The sequence below is a fragment of the Bacillus sp. V3-13 genome (genome assembly GCF_002860165.1).
GTDB lineage: Bacteria > Bacillota > Bacilli > Bacillales > Cytobacillaceae > Bacillus_BJ.
The window spans coordinates 1-25,254 of sequence record NZ_PGUZ01000039.1 but is presented as its reverse complement, the minus strand read 5'-3'; the positions used below and the strand labels follow the sequence as shown (position 1 = coordinate 25,254).

General features: G+C 43.6%; 27 protein-coding genes, 1 pseudogene and 1 riboswitch. Of the genes and pseudogenes, 4 read left to right on the top strand and 24 right to left on the bottom strand.

Annotated elements, in window-relative coordinates:
• Window positions 1-23: 23 nt before the first annotated feature.
• The 18 genes from CU633_RS14580 to CU633_RS14495 form a co-directional block, all read right to left on the bottom strand.
• Window positions 24-1,013: a 2-hydroxyacid dehydrogenase gene (locus tag CU633_RS14580; protein ID WP_101661325.1), complete on the bottom strand. Its 990-nt coding sequence runs from the start codon at window positions 1,011-1,013 to the stop codon at window positions 24-26.
• Window positions 1,014-1,111: 98 nt separating this feature from the next.
• A complete protein-coding gene (locus CU633_RS14575) occupies window positions 1,112-1,306 on the bottom strand; it encodes a hypothetical protein (protein WP_101661324.1) in 195 nt (64 codons plus the stop codon).
• Window positions 1,307-1,391: 85 nt separating this feature from the next.
• Window positions 1,392-2,402, bottom strand: a complete 1,011-nt coding sequence (locus tag CU633_RS14570) for an ABC transporter ATP-binding protein (protein WP_101661323.1) — start codon at window positions 2,400-2,402, stop codon at window positions 1,392-1,394.
• A 2-nt stretch (window positions 2,403-2,404) separates the two neighbouring features.
• A complete protein-coding gene (locus tag CU633_RS14565; protein WP_101661322.1) occupies window positions 2,405-3,334 on the bottom strand; it encodes a C40 family peptidase in 930 nt (309 codons plus the stop codon).
• 13 nt (window positions 3,335-3,347) lie between these two features.
• Window positions 3,348-4,430, bottom strand: coding sequence for a mandelate racemase/muconate lactonizing enzyme family protein (locus CU633_RS14560; RefSeq protein ID WP_101661321.1), 1,083 nt, complete (start codon window positions 4,428-4,430; stop codon window positions 3,348-3,350).
• A gap of 11 nt (window positions 4,431-4,441) precedes the next feature.
• The gene (locus CU633_RS14555) at window positions 4,442-5,362 is read right to left on the bottom strand and encodes a S66 peptidase family protein (RefSeq protein ID WP_101661320.1); all 921 of its coding nucleotides are present in this window, start codon (window positions 5,360-5,362) and stop codon (window positions 4,442-4,444) included.
• 67 nt (window positions 5,363-5,429) lie between these two features.
• The gene (locus CU633_RS14550; protein WP_101661319.1) at window positions 5,430-7,064 is read right to left on the bottom strand and encodes a peptide ABC transporter substrate-binding protein; all 1,635 of its coding nucleotides are present in this window, start codon (window positions 7,062-7,064) and stop codon (window positions 5,430-5,432) included.
• A gap of 95 nt (window positions 7,065-7,159) precedes the next feature.
• The gene (locus CU633_RS14545) at window positions 7,160-8,158 is read right to left on the bottom strand and encodes an ABC transporter ATP-binding protein (RefSeq protein WP_101661318.1); all 999 of its coding nucleotides are present in this window, start codon (window positions 8,156-8,158) and stop codon (window positions 7,160-7,162) included.
• 5 nt (window positions 8,159-8,163) lie between these two features.
• Entirely contained in the window at window positions 8,164-9,114 is a 951-nt protein-coding gene (locus CU633_RS14540) for an ABC transporter permease (protein ID WP_101661317.1), read from the bottom strand.
• The gene (locus CU633_RS14535; RefSeq protein ID WP_101661316.1) at window positions 9,115-10,047 is read right to left on the bottom strand and encodes an ABC transporter permease; all 933 of its coding nucleotides are present in this window, start codon (window positions 10,045-10,047) and stop codon (window positions 9,115-9,117) included.
• 13 nt (window positions 10,048-10,060) lie between these two features.
• Complete coding sequence (locus tag CU633_RS14530) at window positions 10,061-10,885, bottom strand: M55 family metallopeptidase (protein ID WP_101661315.1); 825 nt, start codon at window positions 10,883-10,885, stop codon at window positions 10,061-10,063.
• Between the two features lie 316 nt (window positions 10,886-11,201).
• The gene (locus tag CU633_RS14525; RefSeq protein WP_101661314.1) at window positions 11,202-12,551 is read right to left on the bottom strand and encodes an aspartate kinase; all 1,350 of its coding nucleotides are present in this window, start codon (window positions 12,549-12,551) and stop codon (window positions 11,202-11,204) included.
• 261 nt (window positions 12,552-12,812) lie between these two features.
• Complete coding sequence (locus tag CU633_RS14520; protein WP_101661313.1) at window positions 12,813-13,040, bottom strand: hypothetical protein; 228 nt, start codon at window positions 13,038-13,040, stop codon at window positions 12,813-12,815.
• Window positions 13,041-13,169: 129 nt separating this feature from the next.
• Window positions 13,170-13,898 (bottom strand): 7-carboxy-7-deazaguanine synthase QueE, encoded by a 729-nt coding sequence (gene queE / locus CU633_RS14515; protein ID WP_101661312.1) that lies wholly within the window; start codon window positions 13,896-13,898, stop codon window positions 13,170-13,172.
• A complete protein-coding gene (gene queD / locus CU633_RS14510; protein WP_101661311.1) occupies window positions 13,891-14,373 on the bottom strand; it encodes a 6-carboxytetrahydropterin synthase QueD in 483 nt (160 codons plus the stop codon). Before queD ends, queE begins: the two co-directional genes overlap by 8 nt.
• 3 nt (window positions 14,374-14,376) lie before the next feature.
• The gene (gene queC / locus CU633_RS14505) at window positions 14,377-15,036 is read right to left on the bottom strand and encodes a 7-cyano-7-deazaguanine synthase QueC (RefSeq protein ID WP_101661310.1); all 660 of its coding nucleotides are present in this window, start codon (window positions 15,034-15,036) and stop codon (window positions 14,377-14,379) included.
• Between the two features lie 51 nt (window positions 15,037-15,087).
• A riboswitch (PreQ1 riboswitch) is annotated at window positions 15,088-15,130 on the bottom strand.
• Window positions 15,131-15,528: 398 nt separating this feature from the next.
• Window positions 15,529-16,053 (bottom strand): NADPH-dependent FMN reductase, encoded by a 525-nt coding sequence (ssuE, locus tag CU633_RS14500; RefSeq protein WP_101661309.1) that lies wholly within the window; start codon window positions 16,051-16,053, stop codon window positions 15,529-15,531.
• A gap of 358 nt (window positions 16,054-16,411) precedes the next feature.
• Window positions 16,412-17,029, bottom strand: coding sequence for a nitroreductase family protein (locus CU633_RS14495; RefSeq protein WP_142383416.1), 618 nt, complete (start codon window positions 17,027-17,029; stop codon window positions 16,412-16,414).
• A gap of 175 nt (window positions 17,030-17,204) precedes the next feature.
• Here CU633_RS14495 and CU633_RS14490 point away from each other — a divergent pair, with 175 nt between their 5' ends.
• Both CU633_RS14490 and CU633_RS14485 read left to right on the top strand, forming a co-directional pair.
• Window positions 17,205-18,461: an MBL fold metallo-hydrolase gene (locus tag CU633_RS14490; protein WP_101661308.1), complete on the top strand. Its 1,257-nt coding sequence runs from the start codon at window positions 17,205-17,207 to the stop codon at window positions 18,459-18,461.
• A gap of 4 nt (window positions 18,462-18,465) precedes the next feature.
• Entirely contained in the window at window positions 18,466-18,726 is a 261-nt protein-coding gene (locus tag CU633_RS14485) for a DUF3006 domain-containing protein (RefSeq protein WP_101661307.1), read from the top strand.
• A 91-nt stretch (window positions 18,727-18,817) separates the two neighbouring features.
• On the opposite strand, the gene CU633_RS14480 is transcribed toward CU633_RS14485, so the two are convergent.
• The gene (locus tag CU633_RS14480) at window positions 18,818-19,186 is read right to left on the bottom strand and encodes an ArsR/SmtB family transcription factor (protein WP_101661306.1); all 369 of its coding nucleotides are present in this window, start codon (window positions 19,184-19,186) and stop codon (window positions 18,818-18,820) included.
• Between the two features lies 1 nt (window position 19,187).
• Window positions 19,188-19,622: an SRPBCC family protein gene (locus CU633_RS14475; protein WP_101661422.1), complete on the bottom strand. Its 435-nt coding sequence runs from the start codon at window positions 19,620-19,622 to the stop codon at window positions 19,188-19,190.
• A gap of 203 nt (window positions 19,623-19,825) precedes the next feature.
• On the opposite strand from CU633_RS14475, the gene CU633_RS14470 reads away from it, so the two are divergent.
• On the top strand, window positions 19,826-20,359 hold the full coding sequence (locus CU633_RS14470; protein WP_101661305.1) for a YceI family protein: 534 nt from the start codon (window positions 19,826-19,828) through the stop codon (window positions 20,357-20,359).
• Window positions 20,360-20,460: 101 nt separating this feature from the next.
• Here CU633_RS14470 and dat read toward each other — a convergent pair whose 3' ends face one another.
• A complete protein-coding gene (dat, locus tag CU633_RS14465) occupies window positions 20,461-21,300 on the bottom strand; it encodes a D-amino-acid transaminase (RefSeq protein WP_101661304.1) in 840 nt (279 codons plus the stop codon).
• 128 nt (window positions 21,301-21,428) lie between these two features.
• Between dat and CU633_RS14460 the strand changes: the two are divergent.
• Window positions 21,429-21,663 (top strand): annotated as a pseudogene (locus CU633_RS14460) (amidohydrolase family protein); the annotation flags it as partial.
• A 620-nt stretch (window positions 21,664-22,283) separates the two neighbouring features.
• On the opposite strand, the gene CU633_RS14455 reads toward CU633_RS14460, so the two are convergent.
• From CU633_RS14455 to CU633_RS14445, 3 genes are all read right to left on the bottom strand, one after another.
• On the bottom strand, window positions 22,284-22,496 hold the full coding sequence (locus CU633_RS14455; RefSeq protein WP_101661303.1) for a hypothetical protein: 213 nt from the start codon (window positions 22,494-22,496) through the stop codon (window positions 22,284-22,286).
• 237 nt (window positions 22,497-22,733) lie between these two features.
• Window positions 22,734-23,918 (bottom strand): Gfo/Idh/MocA family protein, encoded by a 1,185-nt coding sequence (locus CU633_RS14450; protein WP_101661302.1) that lies wholly within the window; start codon window positions 23,916-23,918, stop codon window positions 22,734-22,736.
• Window positions 23,919-24,000: 82 nt separating this feature from the next.
• Complete coding sequence (locus CU633_RS14445; protein ID WP_101661301.1) at window positions 24,001-25,170, bottom strand: substrate-binding domain-containing protein; 1,170 nt, start codon at window positions 25,168-25,170, stop codon at window positions 24,001-24,003.
• Between the last annotated feature and the right edge of the window lie 84 nt (window positions 25,171-25,254).

Sequence of the window (25,254 nt, the reverse complement as noted above, 5' to 3'; positions counted from 1 at the left end):
GACCTTGGGTTAACCCCCTTTCTTCATTTCCTGTAAGCGGCAAGCCCTGATCCATTAACGAGGCAGGAAGGAGTCTTTCCTTGTAAAGCCTCCAGTAAATTATCAGCAGCAAGATCAGCCATTTTCATTCTTGTTTTAATGCTGGCACTCCCAATATGGGGCAGTGCGACCACATTCGGAAGTGAGAGGAGCGGATGGTCCAGGTCGACCGGCTCTTCTTTAAAAACATCAAGGCCGGCCCCCCATATCACTCCATCTTTTAGTGCTTCGTACAGGGCCGTTTCATTAACAATTCCACCCCGTGCTGTATTGATAAGAATCGCGTTTTTTTTCATCAATAATAATTGCTCCTTGCCGATTAAATCGGCCGTTTCAGGCGTATATGGAGTCATGATGCAAACAAAATCGGAAGCTTTGAGCAGTTCATTTAGCCCCGTATATGTGATTCCAAGCTCTTTCTCGGCTTGCGGCTTTCTGCTTCGATTATAATACAGGATATTCATATCAAAGCCCTTTGCCCGTTTTGCAACAGCTTCACCTATTCGCCCCAGTCCAATAATTCCTATGGTTGCCCCGTAAATATCCTGCCCTGTCAGCTGCATCGGCGACCATGTCTCCCATTTCCCCTCCCGAAGATAACTGGACGATTCGACCAGTCTTCTTGCGGTAGCCATTAAAAGCGCGAAGGTCAAATCGGCTGTTGTTTCCGTTAAGACGCCAGGGGTATTGGTAACGCTAATCCCGCGTTTTGAAGCAGCTTCCACATCAATATTGTTGTAGCCAACCGCCATGTTGCTGATGACCCTCAAGCGTTCTGCATTCTGTAACAGCTCTTCATCAATCGATTCTGTTATTAAGCACAAAATCCCGTCTGCGATCGAAATTTCTTTTTTCAAAACGTCACGCGGAACCGGAACGTTCTCTTCATCCCACATCCGAACCTCGAATGAAGTTCTCAATTTGGATATAATTTGATCTGGCAGCTTTCTTGTTACGTATATTTGCGCCGTCATCTGGACAACACCCGCCTTTTTTAAACTTTAATTTAAAACTGCTCACCTGCTTCATGTTGTTCACGCAGGAGAACCACGTACGGACGCGTCACACTTGCTCAGGTAAACCACTTAATATAAACAGCGAGACCAATTAGTGATAGAAAGATAACTACTGCATAAATGACCGTCAGATTTACTGTATTTCTTTTTGAAGAAGTTGAATAGTCTTCATCACTTTTTCCGGTCAACAGCAATGTGCAGACAATCGCTATCATGATAATAATCAAAACTAATAATATTGGAAAAGTCATGTCTTCCTCCTGTGAATCATTCTTTACAGATTCTCCGAACGAGAAAGCCCGCGCAGGGCGTAGCCCGTCTTTAGACGTGGGAGTCTCAACTCGTTGCGGCAACCTGCCTCCGGTCGGGCTTCCCGGTTATCTGCTTGTTGTATAAATGGCAGGCTACAAAGTGATTAGTTTCAATTTCTTGCCATTCAGGTTTCAAATCTGCACATGCCTGCATTGCATAAGGGCATCTTGTCCGGAATACACAGCCGCTCGGCGGATTGATTGGACTGGGCAGTTCTCCTTGCAAAATAATGCGCTCCCGCTGATCTTCGACATCCGGATCGGGTATTGGAATGGCCGATAACAATGCTTGTGTATAGGGATGGAGAGGTTTTTCGTATAATTGGCTGCTTGCTGTCAGCTCGACAAGATTTCCTAAATACATGACGGCGATCCGGTCACTGATTTGCTTGACCATCGAAAGGTCATGGGCAATAAATAAAAACGTCAACCCCTTTTCCTTTTGCAGCCGCTTCAGCAGGTTTACAACCTGGGCCTGGACGGAGACATCAAGAGCAGAAATCGGTTCGTCAGCAATAATGAATTCCGGTTCAAGGGCGAGCGCCCGGGCAATGCCAATCCGCTGGCGCTGGCCGCCGCTGAATTCATGCGGATAACGGTTTGCGTGGTCCCGGTTCAAGCCGACGTCTTCTAACAATTGGTACACCTTGATCAGCTTTTCTCGTTTATCCCGGTATAAGCCATGGACCTCCATCGGCTCGGAAATAATCTCCCTGACCGTTGAACGCGGATTTAATGATGCGTACGGATCCTGGAAAATCATTTGCATTTTGCGGTGAAAGGCAAACTTCTCCTTCTCATTTAAAGAATGGACGTTTTTTCCATCGTATTTGACCTCTCCTCCGGTAACATCATAAAGGCCGATAACCGTTCTTCCAGCCGTCGATTTTCCGCATCCCGATTCCCCGACAATTCCGAACGTTTCTCCTTGATATATTTGGAAGGAAACATCATCTACCGCTTTTAAAATTTCACCTCGGTTGAGGAAAAAATATTTCTTTAATCGATTTACTTCCAGCAACACTTTTCCATTCATGCTTATTCCTCCGTCTCCTGCCAGTAGCGCCGTGCTGCACAAAGCTCTTTTTCATAGCTGGTACCGGCAATCGGGATAATCTCTATTTCTTTTCCAGTTTTCGGTGAGTGCAGCAGCTGTCCATTGCCATAATAAATGCCAACATGGTGGATATGCCCTTTGCCTTCCTGGTAGGCAAAAAACAATAAATCTCCCGGCTCAATTGCTGACAGGCCTATCTCTTTTCCCTGTTTCGCCTGGTCTGATGCATCGCGCGGAATGATTGCACCGATCGCTTTGCACATCGAATAGCTGAACCCGGAACAATCATAGCCATAACAGCTCATCCCTCCCCACAAATATGGCAAGCCGAGAAACTGTTCACCTGCCCTGACAAGGTCTGTCCCGGATCCTTTCGGAACATGATGATATGATTCATAAATGGCTGTATCTTCAAGTTTCAGCAATCCGCTGCCAACGGGCGTCTTTACTTTGACAGCATCACGGGAATGTTGTTCAACAGGCAGGATTGTTTGATAGCTTAATGGCATCTCATATTCAGAGTTTTCTTGCCGGAGAACAGCTTGTTTACTTGTAATGACAGCAACCTCACTGCCAGCTATATTCCAATCTCCTAATTCAGTTAGTTGTGTGAATGGTACCCAGCCTGGATATCCGCGCTTATCTTTCGAGGTAGGCTGTCCGGGAACAACGACTTCGGCCCAGTGCCCATGTGAACCTGTAACGAGTACCTCTTCCCCAAATAAAACCTGTGACTGCAAAAGATTCGAACTGCACAATTCCAGCCGGGTGTCATACGTAAGCCAGTTGAGCCATGCTTCCAGATTAACCGGGTTCGATGTAACCGCTTCGTCGATTGGCCTTGCTGAATCGTACGAGGTCCAGACATTTGCTACAGGTACATTCACGATCCATTTCGTTTGTTCCGCCATGATAACTCCCTCCTTAATCTATCAGGACATTGCGAATGCCAAGGCCCGGTTCCTGTGAAAAAGCAATTTTGCTTCGGTTGTATACAATGCCTCCTTCAACGATATCTTTAGCAAGCAGCAGCGGTGCATCCAAATCAAAGCGGGTAATATTCGCTTTGCTGGCTGCAAAATGAGCGGCCGCGCTTATGCCAATCCGTGTTTCAATCATGCTTCCTACCATGCATTCAATCCCGCAAACCTCTGCCAGTTGATTGATGATCTGCGCCTTATAAATTCCGCCCGCTTTCATCAGCTTAATATTGAGCAAATCGGCACTTCTTGTTTTGATGACTTCGAACGCCTGCCTTGGAGAAAAAACACTTTCGTCGGCCATAATCGGCGTATCAACGGCATCTGCTACTTGTTTTAGTCCGGCTATATCAGCTGCTTTTACAGGCTGTTCGATTAGCTCAATATCCAGTCCCGAATCCTCCATTTTGCGGATAATCGAGATCGCATCCTTCGTATTCCAGCCTTGATTTGCATCAAGGCGGATTTTAATATCCTTGCCGACCCGCTTTCTCACCTCCTGAACCCTTTCGAGATCCTGCGCCGGTTCATCCTTGCCCACTTTTATTTTCAATGTCGTAAAACCTTGCTGAACATAGGCAACGGCGTCCTCACCCATCTCCTTGGGACCGTTGACGCTGACTGTAAAATCGGTGTCGATTTCTGACTTATGTCCACCGAGAAACTGGTAAAGCGGCAGCTTGCAATTCCGGGCAATGCAATCGTACAGGGCCATATCGACCGCCGCTTTTGCACTGGAGTTCCCAACAAGTATCGTATCAAGGCCCTGAAAAATGGTTTCATAGCTTAACAGGTTTTTGTTTAGTAGAAATGGCCGGATGATTTGCTGGATTGCCGCTTCGATCCCAATCAGGCTTTCTCCCGTAATCACGTGGGTAGGCGGTGCTTCTCCCCAGCCGGTCACACCGTTATCACACGTAACTTTAACAACGATGGCTTCAGCCGTTTCCACAGTGCGCAACGCTGTTTTAAACGGCTTCACAAGCGGTACTGCTGCCCGGTAAGTTTGCAACTCTTCTATTTTCATCACGAACCCCCTTAATGGATTCCACTTTCGATCAACAGTTTTTTCTCATCGGCATCCAAATGGGCCATGCCCCCAAGTGGAAGTGATAGATTTGGAGAACAATGTCCGATCTTAAATCCTGACAATGCCGGCTTGCCTGCTCCAGCGATGTAATCATTAACAACTTCTTCTAGAGTAAGAGAATCTTCTCTCTCGGGAAGGCAATTTTTAAAATCACCGATAATAAAGCCTGCTGCATCATCCAATTTGCCAGCCATCTTCAGCTGGTTAAGCATTCTGTCTATCGAACGCGGTTCTTCATTAATATCCTCTATCAGTAAAAGCTTACCCTTTGTATCAACTTCAAAAGGAGTTCCTATTGAGCTGGCAAGCAGGGATAAGTTTCCGCCAACAAGAGGGCCGTCCGCATGTCCGGCAACGAGCGTTTGCAGACGGGAATGCTGTTCCGAATAGTTCAATTGTTCAGGTTCGAACAACTGCCGAAAGAGGTCCCTCGATACAGGATGCGAATCATCTTTGCCAATATCAGACGCAAGCATTGGACCATGGAAGGTTACGAGCCCTGTACGCTGGTGTATCGCGGTATGTAAAAAAGTAATATCACTATACCCCCAAAAAATTTTCGGATTATCTGAAATGATTTGATAATTGATTTCGGCTGCAATTCGGGCTGTTCCGTAGCCGCCGCATGCACAAAAGATTGCTTTTACTTGCTGATCTGCAAACATGGCATGCAAATCTTCCAATCTGTGATGATCCGAACCGGCAAGATAGCCGTTTTTTTCAAATAAGTGTTTACCGGGCTTAACGGTCAATCCAAGCTCTTCGAGGAAGGCAAGGCCCCGCTGTAAATTTTCTATGTTCGGAGGGCTGGCCGGAGCAATGACACCAACGGTATCTCCTTTTTCCAGTCTCTTTGCTTTAACGATCATATTCGCCTCCAGCTATTTTTTTATAAAAGGGGTGTTCCTGTGAACACCCCTTTTATGAGATTTGTGCTTATTTCTTATCAGCCCATTTTAACTCGAGGTAACCAACCGGATGGCGGACGATTCCTGTAACAGCTTCGTTTTGCAGATATGGCTGGTTATAGAAGTGGACCGTGAAGATTGGCGCTTCATCCATCAGAATCTTCTCAGCTTCGTACATGAGCTCAAAGCGCTTTTCTTCATCTGATTCTTTTTTGGCGTCCTGAATCAGTTTGTCATACTTTTCATTGCTCCATCCCGTCCGGTTCATCGAATGTCCGGTTTGGAAGTTTTCAAGGAAATTGATTGGATCCGCATAGTCGGCAAGGAACGAACTTCTGGACAACTGGAATTTTAGTGCTGACTGCTGCTCTGCAAACACGCTTGACTCCATGTTCGAAAGCTTGACGTCCACTCCGAGATTTTCTTTGTACATTTGCTGGAGAGCTTCGGCAATCTTTTGGTGTATATCATTGGTATTAAACGTTAGAGTAACTTCGGGAAGGGTGTCATAGCCCTCTTCTTCCATTCCTTTTGCGAGAAGCTTTTTTGCTTCTTCAATATTGGTCTTCATCAGGTCGCCATTCACTTCGCGGAAGTCTGCCCCGGACGGATCTTTAAATCCTGGCGATACGAAACCATAGGCCGGTTTCTCTTTATTCTTCGTTACAAAATCAACGATTTTCTTTTGATCAACGGCGAGCGCAAAGGCTTTGCGGATATTTTTATTTTGAAAAGGTTCCAGTCCAACATTGAAGCGGTAGAAATAACCGCCTGCCTGGTCTTCCACCTTCACTTTATTTTCTGCATACAGCTTATCACTTAAATCAGGCGGAACATCAGAAGTATCCAATTCACCTGTTTGGAACATTTGATATTCGGTATTTGTATCGTTGACCATCGCCCAGTGAACTTTGTCTAATTTAACATTGTCAGCATCCCAATATTGGTCATTTTTCTTCATGAGGAAATAGTTATCATGCTCCCACTCGGCCAGTGTAAAAGGGCCATTTCCTACGAAAGATTCCGCTTCTGAAAACCATTCGGGATTTTCGGTGGCAACCTTCTCATTTATTGGGAAAAACGCCGGGTTCGTAATCACGCTTAAAAAATAGGCTTGGGGACTTGTTAAAGTAACCTCCAGGGTTTTCTCACCGACTGCTTTGACCATCACATCATCAGCAGTAGCTTCCCCGTTATTGAAAGCTTCCCCGCCTTCAATAAAATAGCCTAAAAATGCGGCCTGTGAAGCCGTTGCCGGGTCTAAAAGCCGCTTCCAGGCGAACACAAAATCACCTGCCGTAACATCATCGCCATTTGACCATTTTGCATTTTCACGGATATGGAACGTATACGTTTTTCCGTCGTCAGAGACGTCCCAGCTTTCAGCTGTCGCTGCCTCTGGCTCGTGATCAGGGCTTAACCGGGTCAACCCTTCCATTAAATTATTCAAGGAGTTCCATGAAACGGCGTTAAAGCCGATTGGCGGATCAAAGGATGTCGGCTCCTCCGCATTGTTCATGTATAATATTTTTTCACTCGCTTCCTTTCCACTATCTCCGTCTTTCTTTTCGCCTGGATCCTTGCCGGCATTTTCATTGGCGGTACATGCTGCCAAAACAAGCAGCAGCAATCCCGTCAAAAACAGCTTTAAAAATGATTTCATCAAGTCTGCCCCCTCAATTTTTTATATTAACTGCTTGAGAAATCCCTTTATAAATCGAGATTCCGCACAGAAAATACCGCCTTCTCGTGATTCTGCTATCTGGCAGATGTGAGCAGCTTCTTCGCGCGCTCATCCTGGAGCCAGCAGTCAACTTGATGCTCCCTGCTTAACCGGGTTTGAAAAGGATATAATTTGTCGCACACTTCCATTGCATAATCACAGCGCGCCGCAAATGGACAGCCCACAGGCGGTGAAAATAAATCCGGTGGTGAACCGGGAATCGGAATTAAAGCGGCTCCTGCCTGATCAAGACGCGGGACCGAATTTAATAATCCTTTCGTATACGGATGCTGGGGGTTATAAAAAATTTCTCTCCTGGTGCCCGCTTCTACGATTTTTCCCGCATACATGACGGCAATCCTGTCGGCAACCTGGGCAACGACTCCAAGGTCATGGGTGATTAAAATAATCGATACTCCCGTTTTTTGTTGAATATCTTTAAACAACTCAAGAATTTGCGCCTGTATCGTTACATCCAGAGCGGTTGTCGGTTCGTCAGCAATGAGTACCCCGGGCTGGCAGACAAGCGCCATTGCAATCATAATCCGCTGCCTCATTCCGCCGCTGAACTCGTGCGGATATTGCTTAAGCCGCACCTCGGGGCTTGGAATGCCAACGAGGTCCATCATCTCCAGGGCCGTTTTTTTCGCCGCAGCGTTTGAGATTTTGCTATGGCGGATAATCCCCTCCACGATTTGGTCGCCAATTGTCAGAGTCGGGTTAAGGGCTGTCATCGGGTCCTGAAAGATCATCGAAATATCCGCGCCGCGAATATTTCTCATTTGCGGTTCCTTTATTTTTGTTAAATCCTGATTTTTGAACAGGATCGACCCACCGGTAATTTTTCCGGGCGGCATCGGGATCAAGCGCATAATACTTTGCGCCGTAACACTTTTTCCACAACCCGATTCGCCGACGATTGCAAGAGTTTCGCCTTTATGGAGATCAAAACTAACGCCTCTGACTGCTTTCACTTCACCGCCATATGTGGTGAATGTTACATGAAGGTCTTTTACCTCAAGTACATTTTCCATGCTGCCTACCTCCTTAACCTTGGATCAAGGGCGTCCTGCAATCCATCACCCAACACATTAAACGCAAACATCGTTAGCGATATAAAAAAAGCAGGGAAAAATAACCGCCACCAATGGCCTGAAAGAATCGTCGATAAACCGGCGTCCGCCATTACTCCCCAGCTGGCATGTGGTGCCTGGACTCCCAATCCGAGAAAGCTTAAGAAAGCTTCCGCAAAAATAGCCGATGGAACGGTTAGCGTCATTTGTACGATAATCGGGCCCATTGTATTCGGGAGAAGATTCTTGCGGATAATCCTTGATGTCTTTGTTCCAAACGTTTTAGAAGCTAAAATAAATTCATAATTTTTGATTTGCAGCACCTGTCCCCTGACAATTCTCGCCATGCCGATCCAGCCTGTAACAGTTAACGCGACAATGATCGTCGACAAACCGGGGCCCATTACGACCATTAAAAGGATAACAACCAATAAGTATGGGAGACCGTATAAAACTTCAATAATCCGCATCATGACCTGGTCTGTTCTGCCGCCCTTATAGCCGGCAACCCCTCCATAAATGACACCTATGACAAAATCAATCAACGCGGCAACAACCCCGACAAATAAAGAGATTCTCGCTCCATACCATGTTCTTGTAAAAACATCGCGGCCAAGTTCATCAGTGCCAAACCAATAAGTAGAGGAGGGAGGAAGGTTTTGGTTGCTAAGATCATTGTCGATGCTATGCGGTGAAATCACCGGGCCGAAAATTGCCATAAAGGTTAATAACACTAAAAAGAACAGCCCGCCCATCGCCAGCTTATTTTTGCGGAGCCGGCGCCATGCGTCCTGCCAATACGATTGGCTCGGCCTTATAACCGCTTCTGCCTCTTTTTCATTCTTCGTTTTTGGAACAAACCATTCGTCAGGAACATGTGGCGAAATATTCGGTTCATGCTGTTTTCGAAGCTCCACCTATCTCCCCTCCTTTTTATACAGCTTAATGCGCGGATCCAAGACGCCATAAGCAAGGTCAACGAGAAAAAGCATGAAGATTAAAATAGCACTGTAAAATACGGTTGTACCCATGATGACCGGATAATCCCGATTTCCGATGCTTTCAATGAAATATTTGCCCATGCCCGGTATTGCGAATATTTTTTCAATGACAAAGGTGCCGGTCAGAATGCTTGCTGCAAGAGAACCAAGCACTGTCACTACGGGGAGGAGTGCATTTCTCAATGCATGCTTGATGACAATTTTGACAGGAGACAGGCCTTTTGCCCGGGCTGTGCGGATATAATCCTGGGTCAACACTTCGAGCATGCTTGAGCGTGTTAACCTTGCAATGAGTGCCATCGGCCCTGTTGCCAGCGCCAGTGTCGGCAAAATCATATGCCGAATGCTTGCCCAGGTTGCAACCGGCAGGATCCCCCAATTTACGGCCACTTGCTGGATTAACAGAGTAGCCATCACAAAGTTTGGAACGGAAATTCCGAGTACTGCAATCGTCATCGCGATATAATCGATGATGCCGTTATGGCGAAGTGCTGCTACAATTCCAAGGACAATACCGGAGGCAATTGCAACAATCAATGTCACCACGCCCAGTTCAAAGGAAACTGGAAAGCCTCTGCCGAGCAGTTCATTCACTGTTTGTGACGAATGACTAATAGAAGGTCCAAAGTCAAAGGTGATCAGAGCTTTTAAATACATTAAATACTGAACAGGCAGCGGTTGATCAAGGTGATAATGCGCAGCAAGATTTCGCTGGACCGCTTCATTTGTCGTCCGCTCATCGGTAAAAGGAGAGCCAGGGATTGCATGCATCAGGAAGAAGGTTAATGTAATAATGACCCATAAGGTCACAAGCATGGAAAGCAGCCTTTTGACAAGATATGTACGCATCGTTTCACACTTCCTAACAGAATGTGGTTCTCATTGCTAATTCAGTCATGACTAGCATCGCTTGATAGGCTTCGAGAATGTTCTTTGCTTGAAAACGGACAATCGTTGTACCTTCCTCCAGTTTGGTTCCAGGCATCAGGTTTGCCCATTCTGCCTGTCCGTAATTGGCAAATTCAATTCGCAACAGAGGATTTTCCGGGGGAGTGAGCGGCTTCACTTTATCTTTGTTTTCCAATGCCAAAATCGTTTTTTCCTGCAGCAGCTCACCTGCTTTTTCCGGTGTTAATGTCAGCGCTGCAGATCGTGAAATCGTCTTTTTCACCGCCGCAGTTGTTACATTTGGAATCAGTTCTTCTGCTTCAAGTGCAGCCCGGTCATCCCCGGCAACAAGCAGCACTGGTACGCCAAAGTAGCCGGCCACAAATGCATTAAACCCCAGTTCTCCGATTGTGATGTCGTTTATGTACATATGGCGAACCCCAAAGATCATCGAGTGGGACATTACTCCTTTCAACGAAGCTCTTGCATGGTACCCGACAAACATCGCTCCCGTGTAGGTGTCGTCCAATCCCTGCACCATTGAAAACGGCTTTACATCTCCGGAAATTAACTGCGTGTCCCTGTGCAGCTTTTCTACCAGCAGATTATTCATTTTTGAATGGCTGTCGTTCACAATGACTTCCGAGCAACCGTTGTTAAACGCGGTGGTGATTACATGATTCGCTTCAGCGGTCATAATTTCACGCCCGCGCTCATAATTGTGTTTCGAAGAATCGACATGTGTATGGTCAACTAGACCAGAAATGCCCTCCATATCAACGGATACATATAATTTCATTCCTGCCTCCTCCTCTTGCTGAATATATAATTATCTTAATATTATAAATTATAGAACTACTTTAAGCAATTCTTTCGACAATAAAAACACGATTGGTGATTGATAGTTTTGGAGGATATTTGATGCTTTTTGGCTGTCCATATCCCATCCACTTATGAATTGGCTGGCCTCTTCTAACTGGTGGGGTTTTCTATGCTTAAAAAAACGCGGAGGGTTTCCCGCGTTCAAAATTAGCCATATTCCTTTTCGATTTTATCTAAGCAAACATAATTTGTTCATTGAGACAGGATTTAGTATACCTGGGCACTCCTGAGCATTAGTTGAAAAATTCCCGGTAAATTGCTTGAACTGCCCGCGCTTCTTCTGCTTCTTTTACGCCGAACATCATGCTCACCTCCGACGAGCCCTGGTTAATCATCTCGATGTTGATTCCCGCCCTGGCCAACGCCGTCGAGGCCCTCGCCATCGTTCCGACATTGTGGCGCATTCCTTCCCCGACAATCATCACAAGTGCGAGATTCCGCTCAATCTTTACTTCATCAGCATGGAGCTCCTCGTAGATTCGGCCGATGATTTTCTGTTCGATTTCTTCATTGACCTGCGATTGCCTGAGGATAATCGATATGTCGTCAATTCCCGAAGGCGTGTGTTCATACGATAAGCCCAATTCCACTAAAATTTGCAGAAGCGTTCGGCCAAAGCCGACTTCCCGGTTCATTAAGTATTTGCTTACATAAACGCTGCAAAAACCTTTATCACTCGCAATGCCAATTACCGGTCCATTGGCGGCTTTCCGTTCATTCATCACCTTTGTTCCCGGTGCATCTGGATTGTTTGTATTTTTAATATGAACTGGAATCCCCGCCTTGAAAGCAGGGATCAGCGCTTCGTCATGAAAAACGGAAAATCCCGCATAAGAAAGCTCCCTCATTTCCCTGTAGGTGAGCTCCTTGATTTCTTTTGGATTGTCAACAACATTGGGATTAACTGAATAGACGGCATCGACGTCAGTAAAATTTTCATATAAGGAAGCCTTTATCCCGTTTGCAAGAATGGAGCCGGTAATATCCGAGCCGCTCCGTGAAAAAGTCACAACCTTTCCATTCTCTGTGTAGCCAAAAAAGCCGGGGATGATTAAAGTTCCCGGCCGGCTCCGCAAGGAATAAAGTCGATCGTATGACTCAGGCAAAATCCGGGCGTTTCCCGGCTCATCTGTTACAATCATTCCGGCTTCTCCGGGATTCACATAATGTGCTTCGACTCCCTGAGCTTGAAAATAGGCAGCGATGAGCTTGGCGAGATTATCTTCGCCACTTGCCTTTACCGCATCCAGGTAATGGTCGGGACTGCTTTTATCACCATTGATGACATTAAGCAAATCGTCATGAATTTTCGAAATGATTCCCTCAGGCAGATTTAACTGTTTGGCAATCAAAATATATCGATCTAAAACACTATGAAACAAATCGCCTGCATCACCGAGCCGAAGCGCTCTGTCGGCACAGTCAATCAATAAATCAGTCACTTTCAAATCGTCAGGACTTCGTTTCCCGGGTGCGGAAACGACGACCACCTTGCGCTCCGGATCGGAAACAATGATGCGGAAAATCTTTTCAATCTGCTCTCCCGAAGCAACTGAGCTTCCTCCAAACTTCACAACCTTCATTCACGACATCTCCTGCTCTATTAGAAAATTCACTCTTTATTATTGCTCTAAAGCAGCAAAGAAGCAAGTGTTTTTCTTTTTCAGGAGTACAAATGTATTTTCCTCAAGGACTTTTTAAGCCATACAAAATAGAACCTTATCAGATCGAAACCGGTACATCGGAATAATAACTGCCTTTTATTGAAAAAACAATATCGTGGGTTTCGCCTCGAGTTGCTCATGCTTCAAAATTGCAAAAAAAAGACCCTTAATAAGGGCAGATTAATGAAACGGGACATTTTCCGATTGGCTTCGTCTTTGATTGAAATACCAAATTTTAATTTGAGTCAGGATTGCAAAGACGAAGAAAATATTCATGGCCCAAACACTCATAAATGGGCCCGGTCCACCATAATCAATCGTGTGGTAATTTTTCAGCTCCATGACAATCATGGTTTCAACCATAAATAAAACAAATCCCAAGATGCTGGCAATGGCTAAGCGGAACATCCAATTCCTCCCCGTATTTTTGAAAATTTTTTGACAATTTCATTTTAATTCAATTTTCTCTTACTATGCAACCATATTGGCTTATTTTTCTACAAAAAAAAGCCAGCTTATCTCAGCTGACCGTAATTTTTAGACACCCCGTTTATTTCCCCAAATATAGGTATGCAATTGCGGAAGCACCTTAACGTTCTTTAAATCATCGTCGTTCATGACCTTATCAATTAAAAGCTGATATTTCTCCAGCAGATTCAGAATTAGCTTTCCATCATCTTTCGTTGTGGTATCCTCATTCCCCACTTGTAAAAAGAACGGAACTTCAGGGTAGCGGAAATGTAAGCTTCGGGCATAATCGTAATCTTCATCTGAAAAAATCACTATTTTCAAGCTCATATGTTTGCCTGATGGTCTCTGTTGAAGATTCGTGATGATCATATCAAGGATATTAAAGTCAGTTGCCATTCCGGAACTTGGCGGTTTTGGGGACAGCGTCAATTCCTCAATTTCATAAAACCAGTCCTGCCATCTGCTCCCTTGCGTTTCAAGGCAAACTTTTATTTGATTTTGTTGTAATAGCTCTATCAAGCTGCCCAAGTTTTTCAGCAAAGCCGGATTGCCGCCGGAAATCGTCACATACGAGAAGCCGTCTCCCCCGAGCCTTCTTAACTCCGCGAAAATTTCTTCAGCGCTCATTTGCTTAATCAGGTGTTTGCCTGTTCCATCCCATGTAAATGATGAGTCACACCAGGAGCAGGAATAATCGCATCCGGCAGTCCGGACAAACATTGTCTTTTGGCCGATCACCATTCCCTCTCCTTGAATGGTCGGACCGAACAGCTCCATAACAGGAATTTTACTCAACTTCCATCCACTCCCTTCGCGCTTCGGCATAGCTTGTCGGAGTTTCATAGAGCCGGACAAATTCAACGCGCGCCCCTTCATATTTTTGCTGTCTGTCCTGGCGCTTAAGGGCTTCAGCCATTTGTTCATAAATCCAGACAACGATATTTTCAGCCGTCGTATTCATAGGCGGGAGTGTTTCGTTTAAATATCTATGGTCGAGATGAATTTCAATCTCGTTTTTCCAAATTTCTTTCATATCGGCAAAATCGATCAATAAACCCCTGTTATCAACGAATCCGCTCAGCCCGAAAATGACCTTGTATGTGTGGCCGTGCAAATTTTTGCATTTCCCTTCATAGCAATGCAAATGATGGGCAGCGTCAAAGGTAAATTCCTTGCTGACAAGGACCCGTTTTGAATGGTATTTCAACTTATCTCTATTAATATCTTCATCGATTTTTTGGAGTTTATCGACAATCCGAAATCCGTACATTGTTTAAAACTCCTTTCGGTGTTTCATGTATTCATCAAGGCCTTTTTGTCTCAGTTTGCAAGCAGGACATTCACCGCATCCAGAGGCAATCACACCGTTATAGCAAGTTAATGTTTTGTCGCGGACGAACTCAAACGCATTGAGCTCATCAGCGAGCTTCCATGTTGCTGCTTTATCGAGCCACATTAATGGAGTGTGAATCACAAACTCGGCATTCATCGCCAGGTTCAGCGTTACATTAAGCGATTGAATGAACACATTCCGGCAGTCAGGGTAACCGCTAAAGTCTGTTTCGCACACACCGGTAACAATATGCTTTGCGCCGATTTGTCTTGCTAAAACTCCGGCAAAAGAAAGAAACAACAGGTTTCTGCCCGGAACGAACGTTGACGGCAGTGCTCCTTCTGCCCCTTCTTCCACTTTAATTTCGCTTCTCGTTAACGCATTTGGCGCTAATTGATTCAACAATGACATATCAAGAATATGGTGTTTGATCCCGAGTTCTTTCGTAATCTCTTTCGCACATTCAATTTCATTTTTATGCCTTTGATTGTAATCGAATGTAACAGCCTCCACTTCATCAAACTGTTCCAGTGCCCAGAACAAGCAAGTCGTGCTGTCCTGGCCACCGCTAAAAACAATCACCGCTTTATCTTTTTTCACTTATTCATTCTCCTTAAATAGAAAAACAGCACCACTAAGAAAGCAGTCCTGTTTCTCTTAGTTTTTTTAAGAGGGTAGCTAGAACCTCTACCGTATCATAACGGATTTTTATTTAGCTATTGCTATTCTAGCATAGTTTGATTGTGAACTACCCGCCACCTGCACTTCGCTTAGGGGTGGAGGCTTCTCAGTTCCACGACAAAAGCAACTTTTCATCTCCCTGAGCGTGACTTCCCGCAGTCCCTGCGGTAGATGTCCAACGAATGGATGGTTCTTTCGATCCTTGATTATTTTACGAGTGGAAGGATTTCGCTTGGTTTTCGCATTTTAGTTTGTCCACTCAACCCTATATAATCACTTATCAAAGAACCTATCATAGGGATATTTTATCACAAGGAACTTTTGTGACAAGCCTTAGGTAGTCTCTCAACTCAACAATTTAACGAGATCCATGAGCCTGGTATTGTAAAACCAAAAACGAGAACCCGTTTTTTATTTTTCATGCGTTAAATAGCTCAGTGCCTGCTGCAATCTTTGTTCAGCTTCTGTGCCAAGCTTGAATTGCTGATTCTCAAGCCGTTCCACCTGCGTGTCCAAAATATAAACTCCAGCCAGCAAGGTAGTTGCCCCTAATGCTGCCAATACCGGCTTTAAAGCATAGTCAATCATTAATAAATGGCCAAATGTTCCGCCTAAAACGAGCGGAAGCACTGTCTTGCCGACAAGCCCTTTTTGCGGGAGCAGATCAAGATATGTTTTTAAGACCCCCGTGAAGGATGCTTTATAAACAGGAGTCAAAATAATAACGATTTCTGCCTCTTCTACCTTCGCATTGGCATTGCTGATATCAGGACTGTCGTACTTGCCATAGATTAAATCAGCGGGCGGTAAATCGCGGACGTTTATGATATCGAAGGAAATCCCTTCAGTATTTAAATAGTTCACTACAAAATCGGAAATACCATTAAGCCGGGAATTTTCTGATGTTCCTCCCGAAATGATCACTGCCTTTGCCATACTTTCCACACTCCTGCTGGTTATTTTTATCCAAGACTTTTTATGGTCCGTTCTCAGAACCGTTCATAAAAAATACCGCAATATATGCATACATTAGCGGATTTTTGATTTGTTTTACTGCTGCTCATTTTCGTTTCCTCTATTTTGACTGTTTTTATTCCTTAATTGCAAGCATTTAAAATCATGAGTCATTCAATCGATCCTTTTTTATTGTACAAAATAAGAAACTGTCGTAGGTTTACATAATAAAGTTATTGAATACTCTATATAGATCACTTCCGCGTTGCAAGACTAAAGCAGAATCTTGAGCTGTACGTAAAAAAAGCATACAGCTTTTCCTGTATGCCAGAGTGATCACTTATTTATAAATCTTTACGCGTTCATCCAACGGCTGAAAATCCTTATCGCCGGCAGGCGCTGTTATTGCACCAAACGGCATTTGCGCAATGAGCTTCCAGTTATCCGGAATCTTCCACTCTCCCCGTACTTCCTCGTCGATCAAAGGATTATAATGCTGCAGGGAAGCTCCCAATCCTTCCGCTTCCAATGCTGTCCAGATTACATATTGAAGCATTCCGTTCGACTGTTGGGCCCAGACAGGAAAATTGTCCTTATAAAGAGCGAAATCCCTCTGCATTGACTCAATAACCGCTTGATCCTCAAAAAATAAGACCGTTCCGTATCCGCTCTTAAATGAATCCATTTTTTCTTCTGTTGGAGAAAAATTTTCAGGCGGAACAATTTTTCTCAATACTTCTTTTGTGATGTCCCATAATTTGTCATGATGTTCCCCCAGCAATACGACGACTCTTGCACTTTGAGAATTGAAGGCTGAAGGCGTGTACTTCACTGCATGGTTAATGATTTCTTCAATTCTTTCGGTTGAAATATCGACATTCTTGCTGATTCCATATATGGAACGCCGTTCTTTTACTGCTGAATAAAAGTCTTTAGCCAAGATTGTATCCCTCCACATAGTACTTTTCCCTCTTTTATTCTGTACATGTTTTCTCTGTTTATCCGTTATTTTCCCTAGTCCTTCAGTGAACTTTATCAGTCCGAAAAACCGCCATTCGCGCTATCATTTTTTCAAAAAGCTTTTATAAAACGAAACCGCTTTGATAAAATAATGAAGTCATAGGGAGGCTTTCATGTATAAGAAGTATGTTTTAGGATTATTAATTGCATTAATGTTTCTTTTCATTGGCGGATGTTCCGGAGAAGTTCCCAATACTGGCCATCTGGAAAACGCCGAGGATGCAGTTTCCAGTGAAAGTAACGCAGCAGGGCGCAAAGCGGAGCAGGACATTTTTAGGTCGGAAGCGGTTAACACCGAAAGCGATAAAAATAATGAAAAATCCAAGGGGGATGGGCACTCTGGCAAATTGCCCGAGCTGAAAGTCCATTACATAGATGTTGGACAGGCGGATTCAACGTTGTTGCAATACTCTGACAGTGGCAACGATTATACGATTTTGATAGATGCCGGGAATTTTAACCGCACTGATGTGATTGATTACCTGAATTCGCTTGGTGTAAACCGAATCGACATCGCGATCGGAACGCATCCGGATGCCGATCATATTGGACAGCTTGATGAAATTGTAACCAGCTTTGACGTTGGTGAAGTTTGGCTGTCCGGAAATACGAGCACTTCAGAAACGTATCAGCGATTGTTGGCTGCGATCGATTCATCCGCTGCGGATTATTACGAACCGAGAATGGGCGATCAATTCGAAATCGGGGCATTGCGCATCGAGGTTTTATATCCCAAAAACATTACCGGCAAGACGAATGAGGAATCGATCTCTTTAAGGCTGACTTATGGTGAAGTGCGCTTCGTGTTTACAGGAGATGCAGCCGCTTACAATGAACAGGAAATGCTCGACAGCGGGATGGAATTGGCAGCGGATATCCTTCATCTCGGGCACCATGGCTCGTCCACTTCTACGAGCCCGGCGTTTTTAAAAGCGGTCAATCCAAAACTGGCGATTTACAGCGCCGGTGATGACAATCCGTACGGGCATCCGCACGAAGAAGTTGTCAGTTTAGTCAAAAATGCCGGCATTCAATTATATGGGACCGATATTGATGGAACGATAGTTGTTTCGACAACTGGCACTGATTTTAAAATCCAAACAATGAAAGATGGGATGCTTTCAGAATCAACCCATTCTGCTTTTAAGCGTGCACAAGAGACAGCAGCAAGCAACAGCAGCTGCATCGACATCAATTCGGCAGCTGTTGATAGGCTGCAGGAAATTATTCACATTGGGCCTGCCCGCGCGCTTGAATTGCAAAGCTTGCGTCCGTTCAAGTCTGTTGATGATTTAACGAAAATTAACGGAATCGGACCTGCAAAAATGGCGGATATCAAGAAGCAAGGATTGGCCTGTACAGGAGGATAAATTAATGAAAGGCTACTTGGACAGAATTGAAGAGGATCAATATGCGGTCATTTTAGTAGAAGCCGTTAACAAGGAATTTATTATTCACAAAGAAAAGCTGCCTGCCGGAAGCACCGTTCATTCATGGTTTGACGTAACCCTGGAAGACGGACAAATTGCGGGCTTAACCTTAAACGAGGAAGCCACCGCGTCCTCGCATCAGAAAGTGGACAATATGATGGAAAAGCTTCGCAGCAAAAGCGGAAGCAAGTTTAAGAAAAATTAGCAGTCAGCCAATCTCATTTCTTTTTACCAGTGAAAAAACAGCCAGTTCATATAGCTGGCTGTTTTCATGTTTAATAATTGGATAAAACATTTTAATCTGTTTGTTGTTCGTCTTTTTTATGAACGAGTTCAATATTTCTTTGACCATCATTTTCTACAAAATGCTTAAGCATTGATAACTTGTTGTCCCAGAACTGTTCATAAAAGGAGAGCCAATCTTTTAACTCGATTAGCGGTTCGGCATGAAGACTATACCTTTTCTCTCTGCCCATTTTCCGTCCGCGTACAAGATCTGCTTCCGCAAGAATTGACAAATGCTTCGCAACCGCAGTGCGGGTAATCGGAAAATGGCTGCTAATTTCTGAAATAGGTAATTCTTTTTCAGCCAGCAATTTTAACAGTTTTCTTCTGGTTGGATCAGCAATCGCCTGAAAAACATCATGTTTGGCTGCTGATGTCATATTAGGCCTCGACTACTTTACGGAGTTTTTCATTGACAAGCGGCTCCCAACCATTGTTCATTCTATTGCGAATAACAGCAAAAGTTTCCTTTGCTCCTGGTACCAAGTCATCCGGCTTGCCCCATCCTGCATGAACAAGAGTGAATTCTGTTTTATCTCCCATATCTTTCAGTTCAAATTTCACAACCCAGCCGAACACATCCCAGGAAAACACGAGTCGTTTTGGTGGATCCAACTCTAATACTTTGCAGGGTGATGGTCCAAACGGTGATTGTAAATGAAATTCATACCCCATTTTCGGCTCAAAATTATTAGGCATGAACCATGCCGCAATTCCTTGTGATGTGGCAACTGCATCCCATACTCTTTGTATAGGTGCATCAAAAATAACCGTCTTTTGGATATCTGGCAATGTTGCTTCATGATTGTTTTGCATCATCGTAATCCTCCATATGGAAAAATATAAAACCAATTGGTTTCACAACTGATTATATAAAACCATTTGGTTTCATGTCAACATTCAAAAACTGATGAAAATTTTTTGTTGACACAGATTGCTTTTTCATTTTATAATTTATCTCGAAGTTAATTATCTCGAATTCAAAGTAATTTTGAATTAAAATTTTGGAGGAATGTAAAATGGCAAAAACAAAATGGACAATTGACCCAACCCACAGCAGTATCGATTTTTCTGTAAAGCATATGATGATCGCAAGAGTAAAGGGTACTTTCCATCAATTTGAAGCTTCTATTGATGCAGATCCAGCTGATCTAACAACAGCTGATATCGAATTCAGCGTTGATGTTGCAAGCATTGATACACGGAATGCTGACCGTGACAACCACCTTCGGACTGCAGACTTTTTCGATGTCGAAAAGAATCCGAAGATTACGTTTAAATCCACAAACATCGTGAAAACGGACGAAGACCAGTACGATGTGACTGGTGATCTGACGATTGCGGGAACTACTCGCACTGAGACATTCGCCGTCACTTTTGAAGGCCAGGGTAAAGACCCTTGGGGCAATGAAAAGGTTGGATTCAGTGGCGAAGGCAAAATTAACCGCAGCGACTACGGCCTTACTTATAATGCAGCATTAGAAACAGGCGGCGTCCTGATTGGCGACCAAATCAAAATCTCACTTGTTATTGAAGCCGCTAAACAAGCATAATCCGCTTAATTTGTTTAAGTAATAAGAAAAACAGCCGCATTCTGACGATACCGGTCGGGACCTGCGGCTGTTTTTTTTTTTAAATGACAGCTTCAAACCTATTATTGATTTAAAATCTTCGCCTGAAATTGTTCATAAATCCAGTTCGTAACTTCACCGGGCTTCCCTGTGCCAATTACCTGTCCATCTATCTTTACAATCGGGAGGACTTCTGAAGTCGTGCTCGTAATGAATACTTCATCTGCCCGGGTTAAGTTATCCGGTGCAAAATGTTCTTCAATAAATGGTATGTTAAGAGCTTCCGAAATTTCTTTTACAGCGATCCGCGTGATCCCTGGCAGAATGTGCCGGGTGAGCGGCGCTGTGTAAATATTTTGATCCTTTACGTAAAAAACGTTCGAGCTTGTTCCTTCTGTTACAACTCCATCTCTTACTAAAATTGCTTCGAAACAGCCTGCTTCAGAAGCCGTTTGCTTAGCTAATATATTCGGCAGTAAATTTAATGATTTTATGTAACAATTAGCCCATCTTTCGTCCTCGAGGATAATCGCCGCAGCACCTTTTTCCCTCAATTCAACCGGCAGTGGTTTAGCCGGCCTTATCGTCATTGAAATAGAAACCGGAACATCCGGAAACAGGTGGAGCCTGGCGGCAATCCCTCTTGTCACCTGCAGATAAACGCTGCAATCCTCAAGCCCCGACTTTGTAATTCCTTCGTTTATCAGTTTACGAAAATCTTCAATCCCGTCTGTCAAAGGTAATTTAATCGCCTCAGCACTTTTAATCAGCCTCTGCAAATGCTCATCCATCATGAACGGCTTCCCATTATAGACGCGGATAACTTCATAAACACCATCGCCGAATTGATGTCCTCTTTCATCAATTGGAATCACTGCGTCTTCCAATGAAATAAATTTTCCATTAAAATATCCGATTTCCATTATTGCAACCCCTTTATCTAATTTGAACTTTTGAAGACTTTTTTCAAATGATTTTCCTAAATTGCAGAAGCCCTTGACTCATTATTCAATGATACAATATAAAGAACTATTTTGGGTGAAATTTCAGTTTAGTCGGAATCGAATATTTAATAACAAGTGCAATTTTAGCCGTCAATATGGATTATCCGAAGAACTCGCATTAAAAGCGAACACTCTCAATGCGGCCAGACATCTTGGGGTCGAAGATCGTGTCGGTTCTGCAGAAGCCAGAAAAGATGCAGATTTTTCCTATAGAGCGGCGATCTATTTGATTTACAGATTCTCCGAACGAGAAAGCCCACGCAGGGCGTAGCCCGTTTTTAGACGTGGGATGAAAGTGAGGTCAGACAAGAGGTAGTTTTTGCTACCTAAATTGTCTGAAAAGATGCTATACTCACCTTATAGACAAGTAAAAGTCTCTAAAACATTCTCGTTCGTTGATAAGTAGATATTGTATAAGGTTCGACAGTCTAATTCATACTGTCGGTAAAACAATATGTGTCGTCATGCAAAAGACGCTAAAACACTTATACGAACTGTGGTTGGCGGTAACAGTCAACCAGCTTAAGATGCTATACGCACTGTCTTAGGAGGGGCAATGAGATGCCCTTATCTTGAAGGCTGTTCAAAACAGAAATGGACTGCGAACGTTTAGTCATTCAAGAATCCCATCCGTTACACCGTAAGGTGCAGGACTTGCGCCTTTAGGCGTGGGAGTCTCAAGAAGCAAAGTGGTTTCAACATATATTAATGGAGTACAAGTTTAATAAATCAAGATGACTCTTCCCGTCCGCAAATAATTTGCGGACGGGTTTGTGTTGTTTGACGCTGATCTCGTATTTAGGATCCGAAACAAAAAAGACCTTCATTTTTGTGAAGATCATCCGGAATATTTGGATATTTAAATTCGGGCTCTTTATTTTAAACAGAAAACTGATTGCTATCTATAATTTCCGCTCGATATCCTGCATCATTTCATCGATTGTTTCTGAAACTTCATTTGTTTGTCTCGCAATGGAAATACTGAATTCCAGCAATTCCCGATAATATTCAATTGGGATCGTTGAATTCGATTTCTCATATTCATTCAACTGCAATCCAATATCCTGCAGCAGCATTAAAGCTTCCTCTAAAGATCCTTTTTCAATCCCGTACATGATATTCTCCCCCCTTTTTCTATATGGTCTATATTATGGGGCAAACAGAAGCATTTTTAAATGGTAAAATTTATTTATGTACGCCTTAATTTTACATATGTATTTAGTAATATTATTATGACAAATCGGTATTGACCTTTTTAAAAAATTTTCAGAGTAATAGTTGTTCAAAAAAAAAGGATGAGATTTATACATTCTCTCATCCTTTAAATATGGTATTATTGTTACCGTTTAGTCCTAATTTACTTTTGCAACAGTTTTTTCAAGATTCACCCAAACGCCTTTTTCAGCCGATTCAAGAATGGCCTCTGCAACAAGTTCAACACGATAACCATCATTGAAGTTTGGTGACACATCCGTATCTTCAATTATTGATTTAAAGAAATCATATGTTTCAATTATTTTTGTTTCCCCATATCCAATCCCTAGCGCAGGAATTGGCCATAGTCCTTCTCCATAGGGGTGAGCCGGGCCAGTATAAACTGTCCTGAATCCTTTTGCATCACCGGGATCATCAGCGAAACATACTTGAAGCTCATCCCGTCGCTCATAGTTAAAATACAGGGAACCTTTTTCTCCGTGTACTTCGAATGTCAGAAAATTATTGCGGCCCCATGCATTTCGAGTTGCTTCAATGCTGCCAATTGCTCCATTTTCGAACTTCAATAGGGAGACAAATTCATCATCTACATCAACTGCAGCTTTTGGTACATCTCCAGTACTTTTAACGGTACCTAATTTGTCAACACCTCCTGTCTGGACTGGTCTTTCCGGAATCCATGTTTTTGTAATGGCATTTACATCTGTTATTTCACCGACGAGATAGCGGGCAATGTCCACTACATGTGTTCCTATATCACCCAGTGCTCCCGAACCGGCAATCTTTTTTTGGAAGCGCCAGGATAGCGGTGAATTTGGATCTGCAGACCAATCTTGGAGATAAGTTCCCCTAAAATTAAGTACTTTCCCTAACTTTCCTTCCTCCATATACCTTTTCGCGAGGGCAACGGCTGGTGTTCTTCTGTAGTTGAAAGCAACCATATGCTTGACGCCAGCTGCTCTTACTGCATCCAGCATTGTCTTTGCTTCTTCTGCCCCCAGTGCCAATGGTTTTTCAGAGATTACATGTTTGCCGGCTTTTGCTGCCGCAATCGCAATCTCAGCATGAGTATTATTGGGAGTCACAATATCTATAATGTCAATATCAGGATTGTTCACTACCTCTCTCCAATCTGGAGAATAATGTTCAAACCCATATTTGGCAGCTGCTTCTTTCGCCAAATCTTCTGTTACATCTACCACTGTATGACGGTGTGGAATGGCCGGTGCAGGCCAAAAGAACATTGGCATACCTGCATATGCAAGGGCATGTGCCTTTCCCATAAAGCCTCCGCCAATCATGCCTATGTTTAATTTCTTCATAATAAGTTTCATTCCTTTCGCTGTGCTCAAGGCACAAAAATTTAATGAAAGTACTCTCTAACCCCGCTAATGGTTGATATAATTATTTAGCTGCGTTTTGAATCGTTTCTGGCGCATCTTTATGATAAACAAGCTTCCATGAATCTAACACATTTTCCTTGGTTACTTTTAAAGAAGGAACAGCAACATACGCGGGAGCCTCTTTCTCAAGCAAGCCATATCCAGCTAAGATAGCTTCTGAAATACCCTGATCGTACGGAAGTTGAGCACCAATCCCCTTAATGCTCCCGCCAGATGCAATATCTAAAGCAACGGTTGTACCTAAATCAATCGTTGTAATCACAAGATCATTCTTGCCTGCATTACGTGCAGCTGCCAATGCACCTTCAGCAGGAACATCCCAAACGACAAACATACCATCAAGATTAGAATTCTTTGTCAACATGCCCGAGGCAACTTTCTCTCCATCATTAGGTCCTGTGATGCCGCCTCGCTCGACGATTTTGATATCAGGATATTTTTCCTTGATGGTTGCTTCAAATGCTTCTGTACGCTGTTTTGTTACGAAGTAATCTGCATCATGGAAGATTACGCCGATTTCTCCATTTTCGCCTAGCTCTTCAGCCATAATATCTGCCGCTGCTATACCATTTCCATAATTGTCGGCTGAGACAACGCTTACATAATCTTCACCAGCTTTTAGCCCCTCTGGCTTATTGTCCATAAATACTATTTTTACCCCTGCTTCTGCCGCTTTTTTGAATGCTCCTGCTGTGGAAACCGGGTCAACAGGAATTCCGACGATAATGTCTGGTGACTTGGCAAGGACTGTTTCTATATCCGACACTTGTTTTTCTGCCTTAAATTGTGCATCTGTTACCGCTACCACTTCTATGCCCATTCTTTTAAAGGTGGCTTCCAAACCGGCTATTTGAGCGGTAGCCCAGTCATTACCCGCATAGTGCATGACGATTGCTGCCGTATAGTCTCCTGCTTTAATCTCTTCAACCTCTTCTTCAGTAAGCTGCAAGGTTTTAGCTGATATTGCCGATTCTCCATCAGGACCTTTACTCAAGATTTCCTGATCGGGAATGTCCTGATTGATTGTGATTGGACCCGAACTGTCTGCTGCTTCCTCTGGTGTTAAATCCTCTGAACCACCGGCAGTCTCTGTGTTGCCCTGGCTGCAGCCGACAAGTGCAATACTGCTGATCAGCAATATCATTAAAAGAAATAAAAAAATTTTTTTCATACATTTTCCCCCTTTTGTCCGTCCGTATTGTCAAAAATTAAATATATAAATCAAGCAAATACATTGATATCAGAGGGTTTATAA

Excerpts from the sequence above, each read along its gene's own strand:
- CU633_RS14580 (WP_101661325.1), bottom strand. The coding sequence starts at position 1,013 with ATGACGGCGCAAATATACGTAACAAGAAAGCTGCCAGATCAAATTATA.
- CU633_RS14575 (WP_101661324.1), bottom strand. The coding sequence starts at position 1,306 with ATGACTTTTCCAATATTATTAGTTTTGATTATTATCATGATAGCGATT.
- CU633_RS14570 (WP_101661323.1), bottom strand. The coding sequence starts at position 2,402 with ATGAATGGAAAAGTGTTGCTGGAAGTAAATCGATTAAAGAAATATTTT.
- CU633_RS14565 (WP_101661322.1), bottom strand. The coding sequence starts at position 3,334 with ATGGCGGAACAAACGAAATGGATCGTGAATGTACCTGTAGCAAATGTC.
- CU633_RS14560 (WP_101661321.1), bottom strand. The coding sequence starts at position 4,430 with ATGAAAATAGAAGAGTTGCAAACTTACCGGGCAGCAGTACCGCTTGTG.
- CU633_RS14555 (WP_101661320.1), bottom strand. The coding sequence starts at position 5,362 with ATGATCGTTAAAGCAAAGAGACTGGAAAAAGGAGATACCGTTGGTGTC.
- CU633_RS14550 (WP_101661319.1), bottom strand. The coding sequence starts at position 7,064 with ATGAAATCATTTTTAAAGCTGTTTTTGACGGGATTGCTGCTGCTTGTT.
- CU633_RS14545 (WP_101661318.1), bottom strand. The coding sequence starts at position 8,158 with ATGGAAAATGTACTTGAGGTAAAAGACCTTCATGTAACATTCACCACA.
- CU633_RS14535 (WP_101661316.1), bottom strand. The coding sequence starts at position 10,047 with ATGCGTACATATCTTGTCAAAAGGCTGCTTTCCATGCTTGTGACCTTA.
- CU633_RS14530 (WP_101661315.1), bottom strand. The coding sequence starts at position 10,885 with ATGAAATTATATGTATCCGTTGATATGGAGGGCATTTCTGGTCTAGTT.
- CU633_RS14525 (WP_101661314.1), bottom strand. The coding sequence starts at position 12,551 with ATGAAGGTTGTGAAGTTTGGAGGAAGCTCAGTTGCTTCGGGAGAGCAG.
- CU633_RS14520 (WP_101661313.1), bottom strand. The coding sequence starts at position 13,040 with ATGTTCCGCTTAGCCATTGCCAGCATCTTGGGATTTGTTTTATTTATG.
- queD (WP_101661311.1), bottom strand. The coding sequence starts at position 14,373 with ATGTACGGATTTCGGATTGTCGATAAACTCCAAAAAATCGATGAAGAT.
- ssuE (WP_101661309.1), bottom strand. The coding sequence starts at position 16,053 with ATGGCAAAGGCAGTGATCATTTCGGGAGGAACATCAGAAAATTCCCGG.
- CU633_RS14495 (WP_142383416.1), bottom strand. The coding sequence starts at position 17,029 with ATGTGGAGGGATACAATCTTGGCTAAAGACTTTTATTCAGCAGTAAAA.
- CU633_RS14490 (WP_101661308.1), top strand. The coding sequence starts at position 17,205 with ATGTATAAGAAGTATGTTTTAGGATTATTAATTGCATTAATGTTTCTT.
- CU633_RS14485 (WP_101661307.1), top strand. The coding sequence starts at position 18,466 with ATGAAAGGCTACTTGGACAGAATTGAAGAGGATCAATATGCGGTCATT.
- CU633_RS14480 (WP_101661306.1), bottom strand. The coding sequence starts at position 19,186 with ATGACATCAGCAGCCAAACATGATGTTTTTCAGGCGATTGCTGATCCA.
- CU633_RS14475 (WP_101661422.1), bottom strand. The coding sequence starts at position 19,622 with ATGCAAAACAATCATGAAGCAACATTGCCAGATATCCAAAAGACGGTT.
- CU633_RS14470 (WP_101661305.1), top strand. The coding sequence starts at position 19,826 with ATGGCAAAAACAAAATGGACAATTGACCCAACCCACAGCAGTATCGAT.
- dat (WP_101661304.1), bottom strand. The coding sequence starts at position 21,300 with ATGGAAATCGGATATTTTAATGGAAAATTTATTTCATTGGAAGACGCA.
- CU633_RS14455 (WP_101661303.1), bottom strand. The coding sequence starts at position 22,496 with ATGTACGGGATTGAAAAAGGATCTTTAGAGGAAGCTTTAATGCTGCTG.
- CU633_RS14450 (WP_101661302.1), bottom strand. The coding sequence starts at position 23,918 with ATGAAGAAATTAAACATAGGCATGATTGGCGGAGGCTTTATGGGAAAG.
- CU633_RS14445 (WP_101661301.1), bottom strand. The coding sequence starts at position 25,170 with ATGAAAAAAATTTTTTTATTTCTTTTAATGATATTGCTGATCAGCAGT.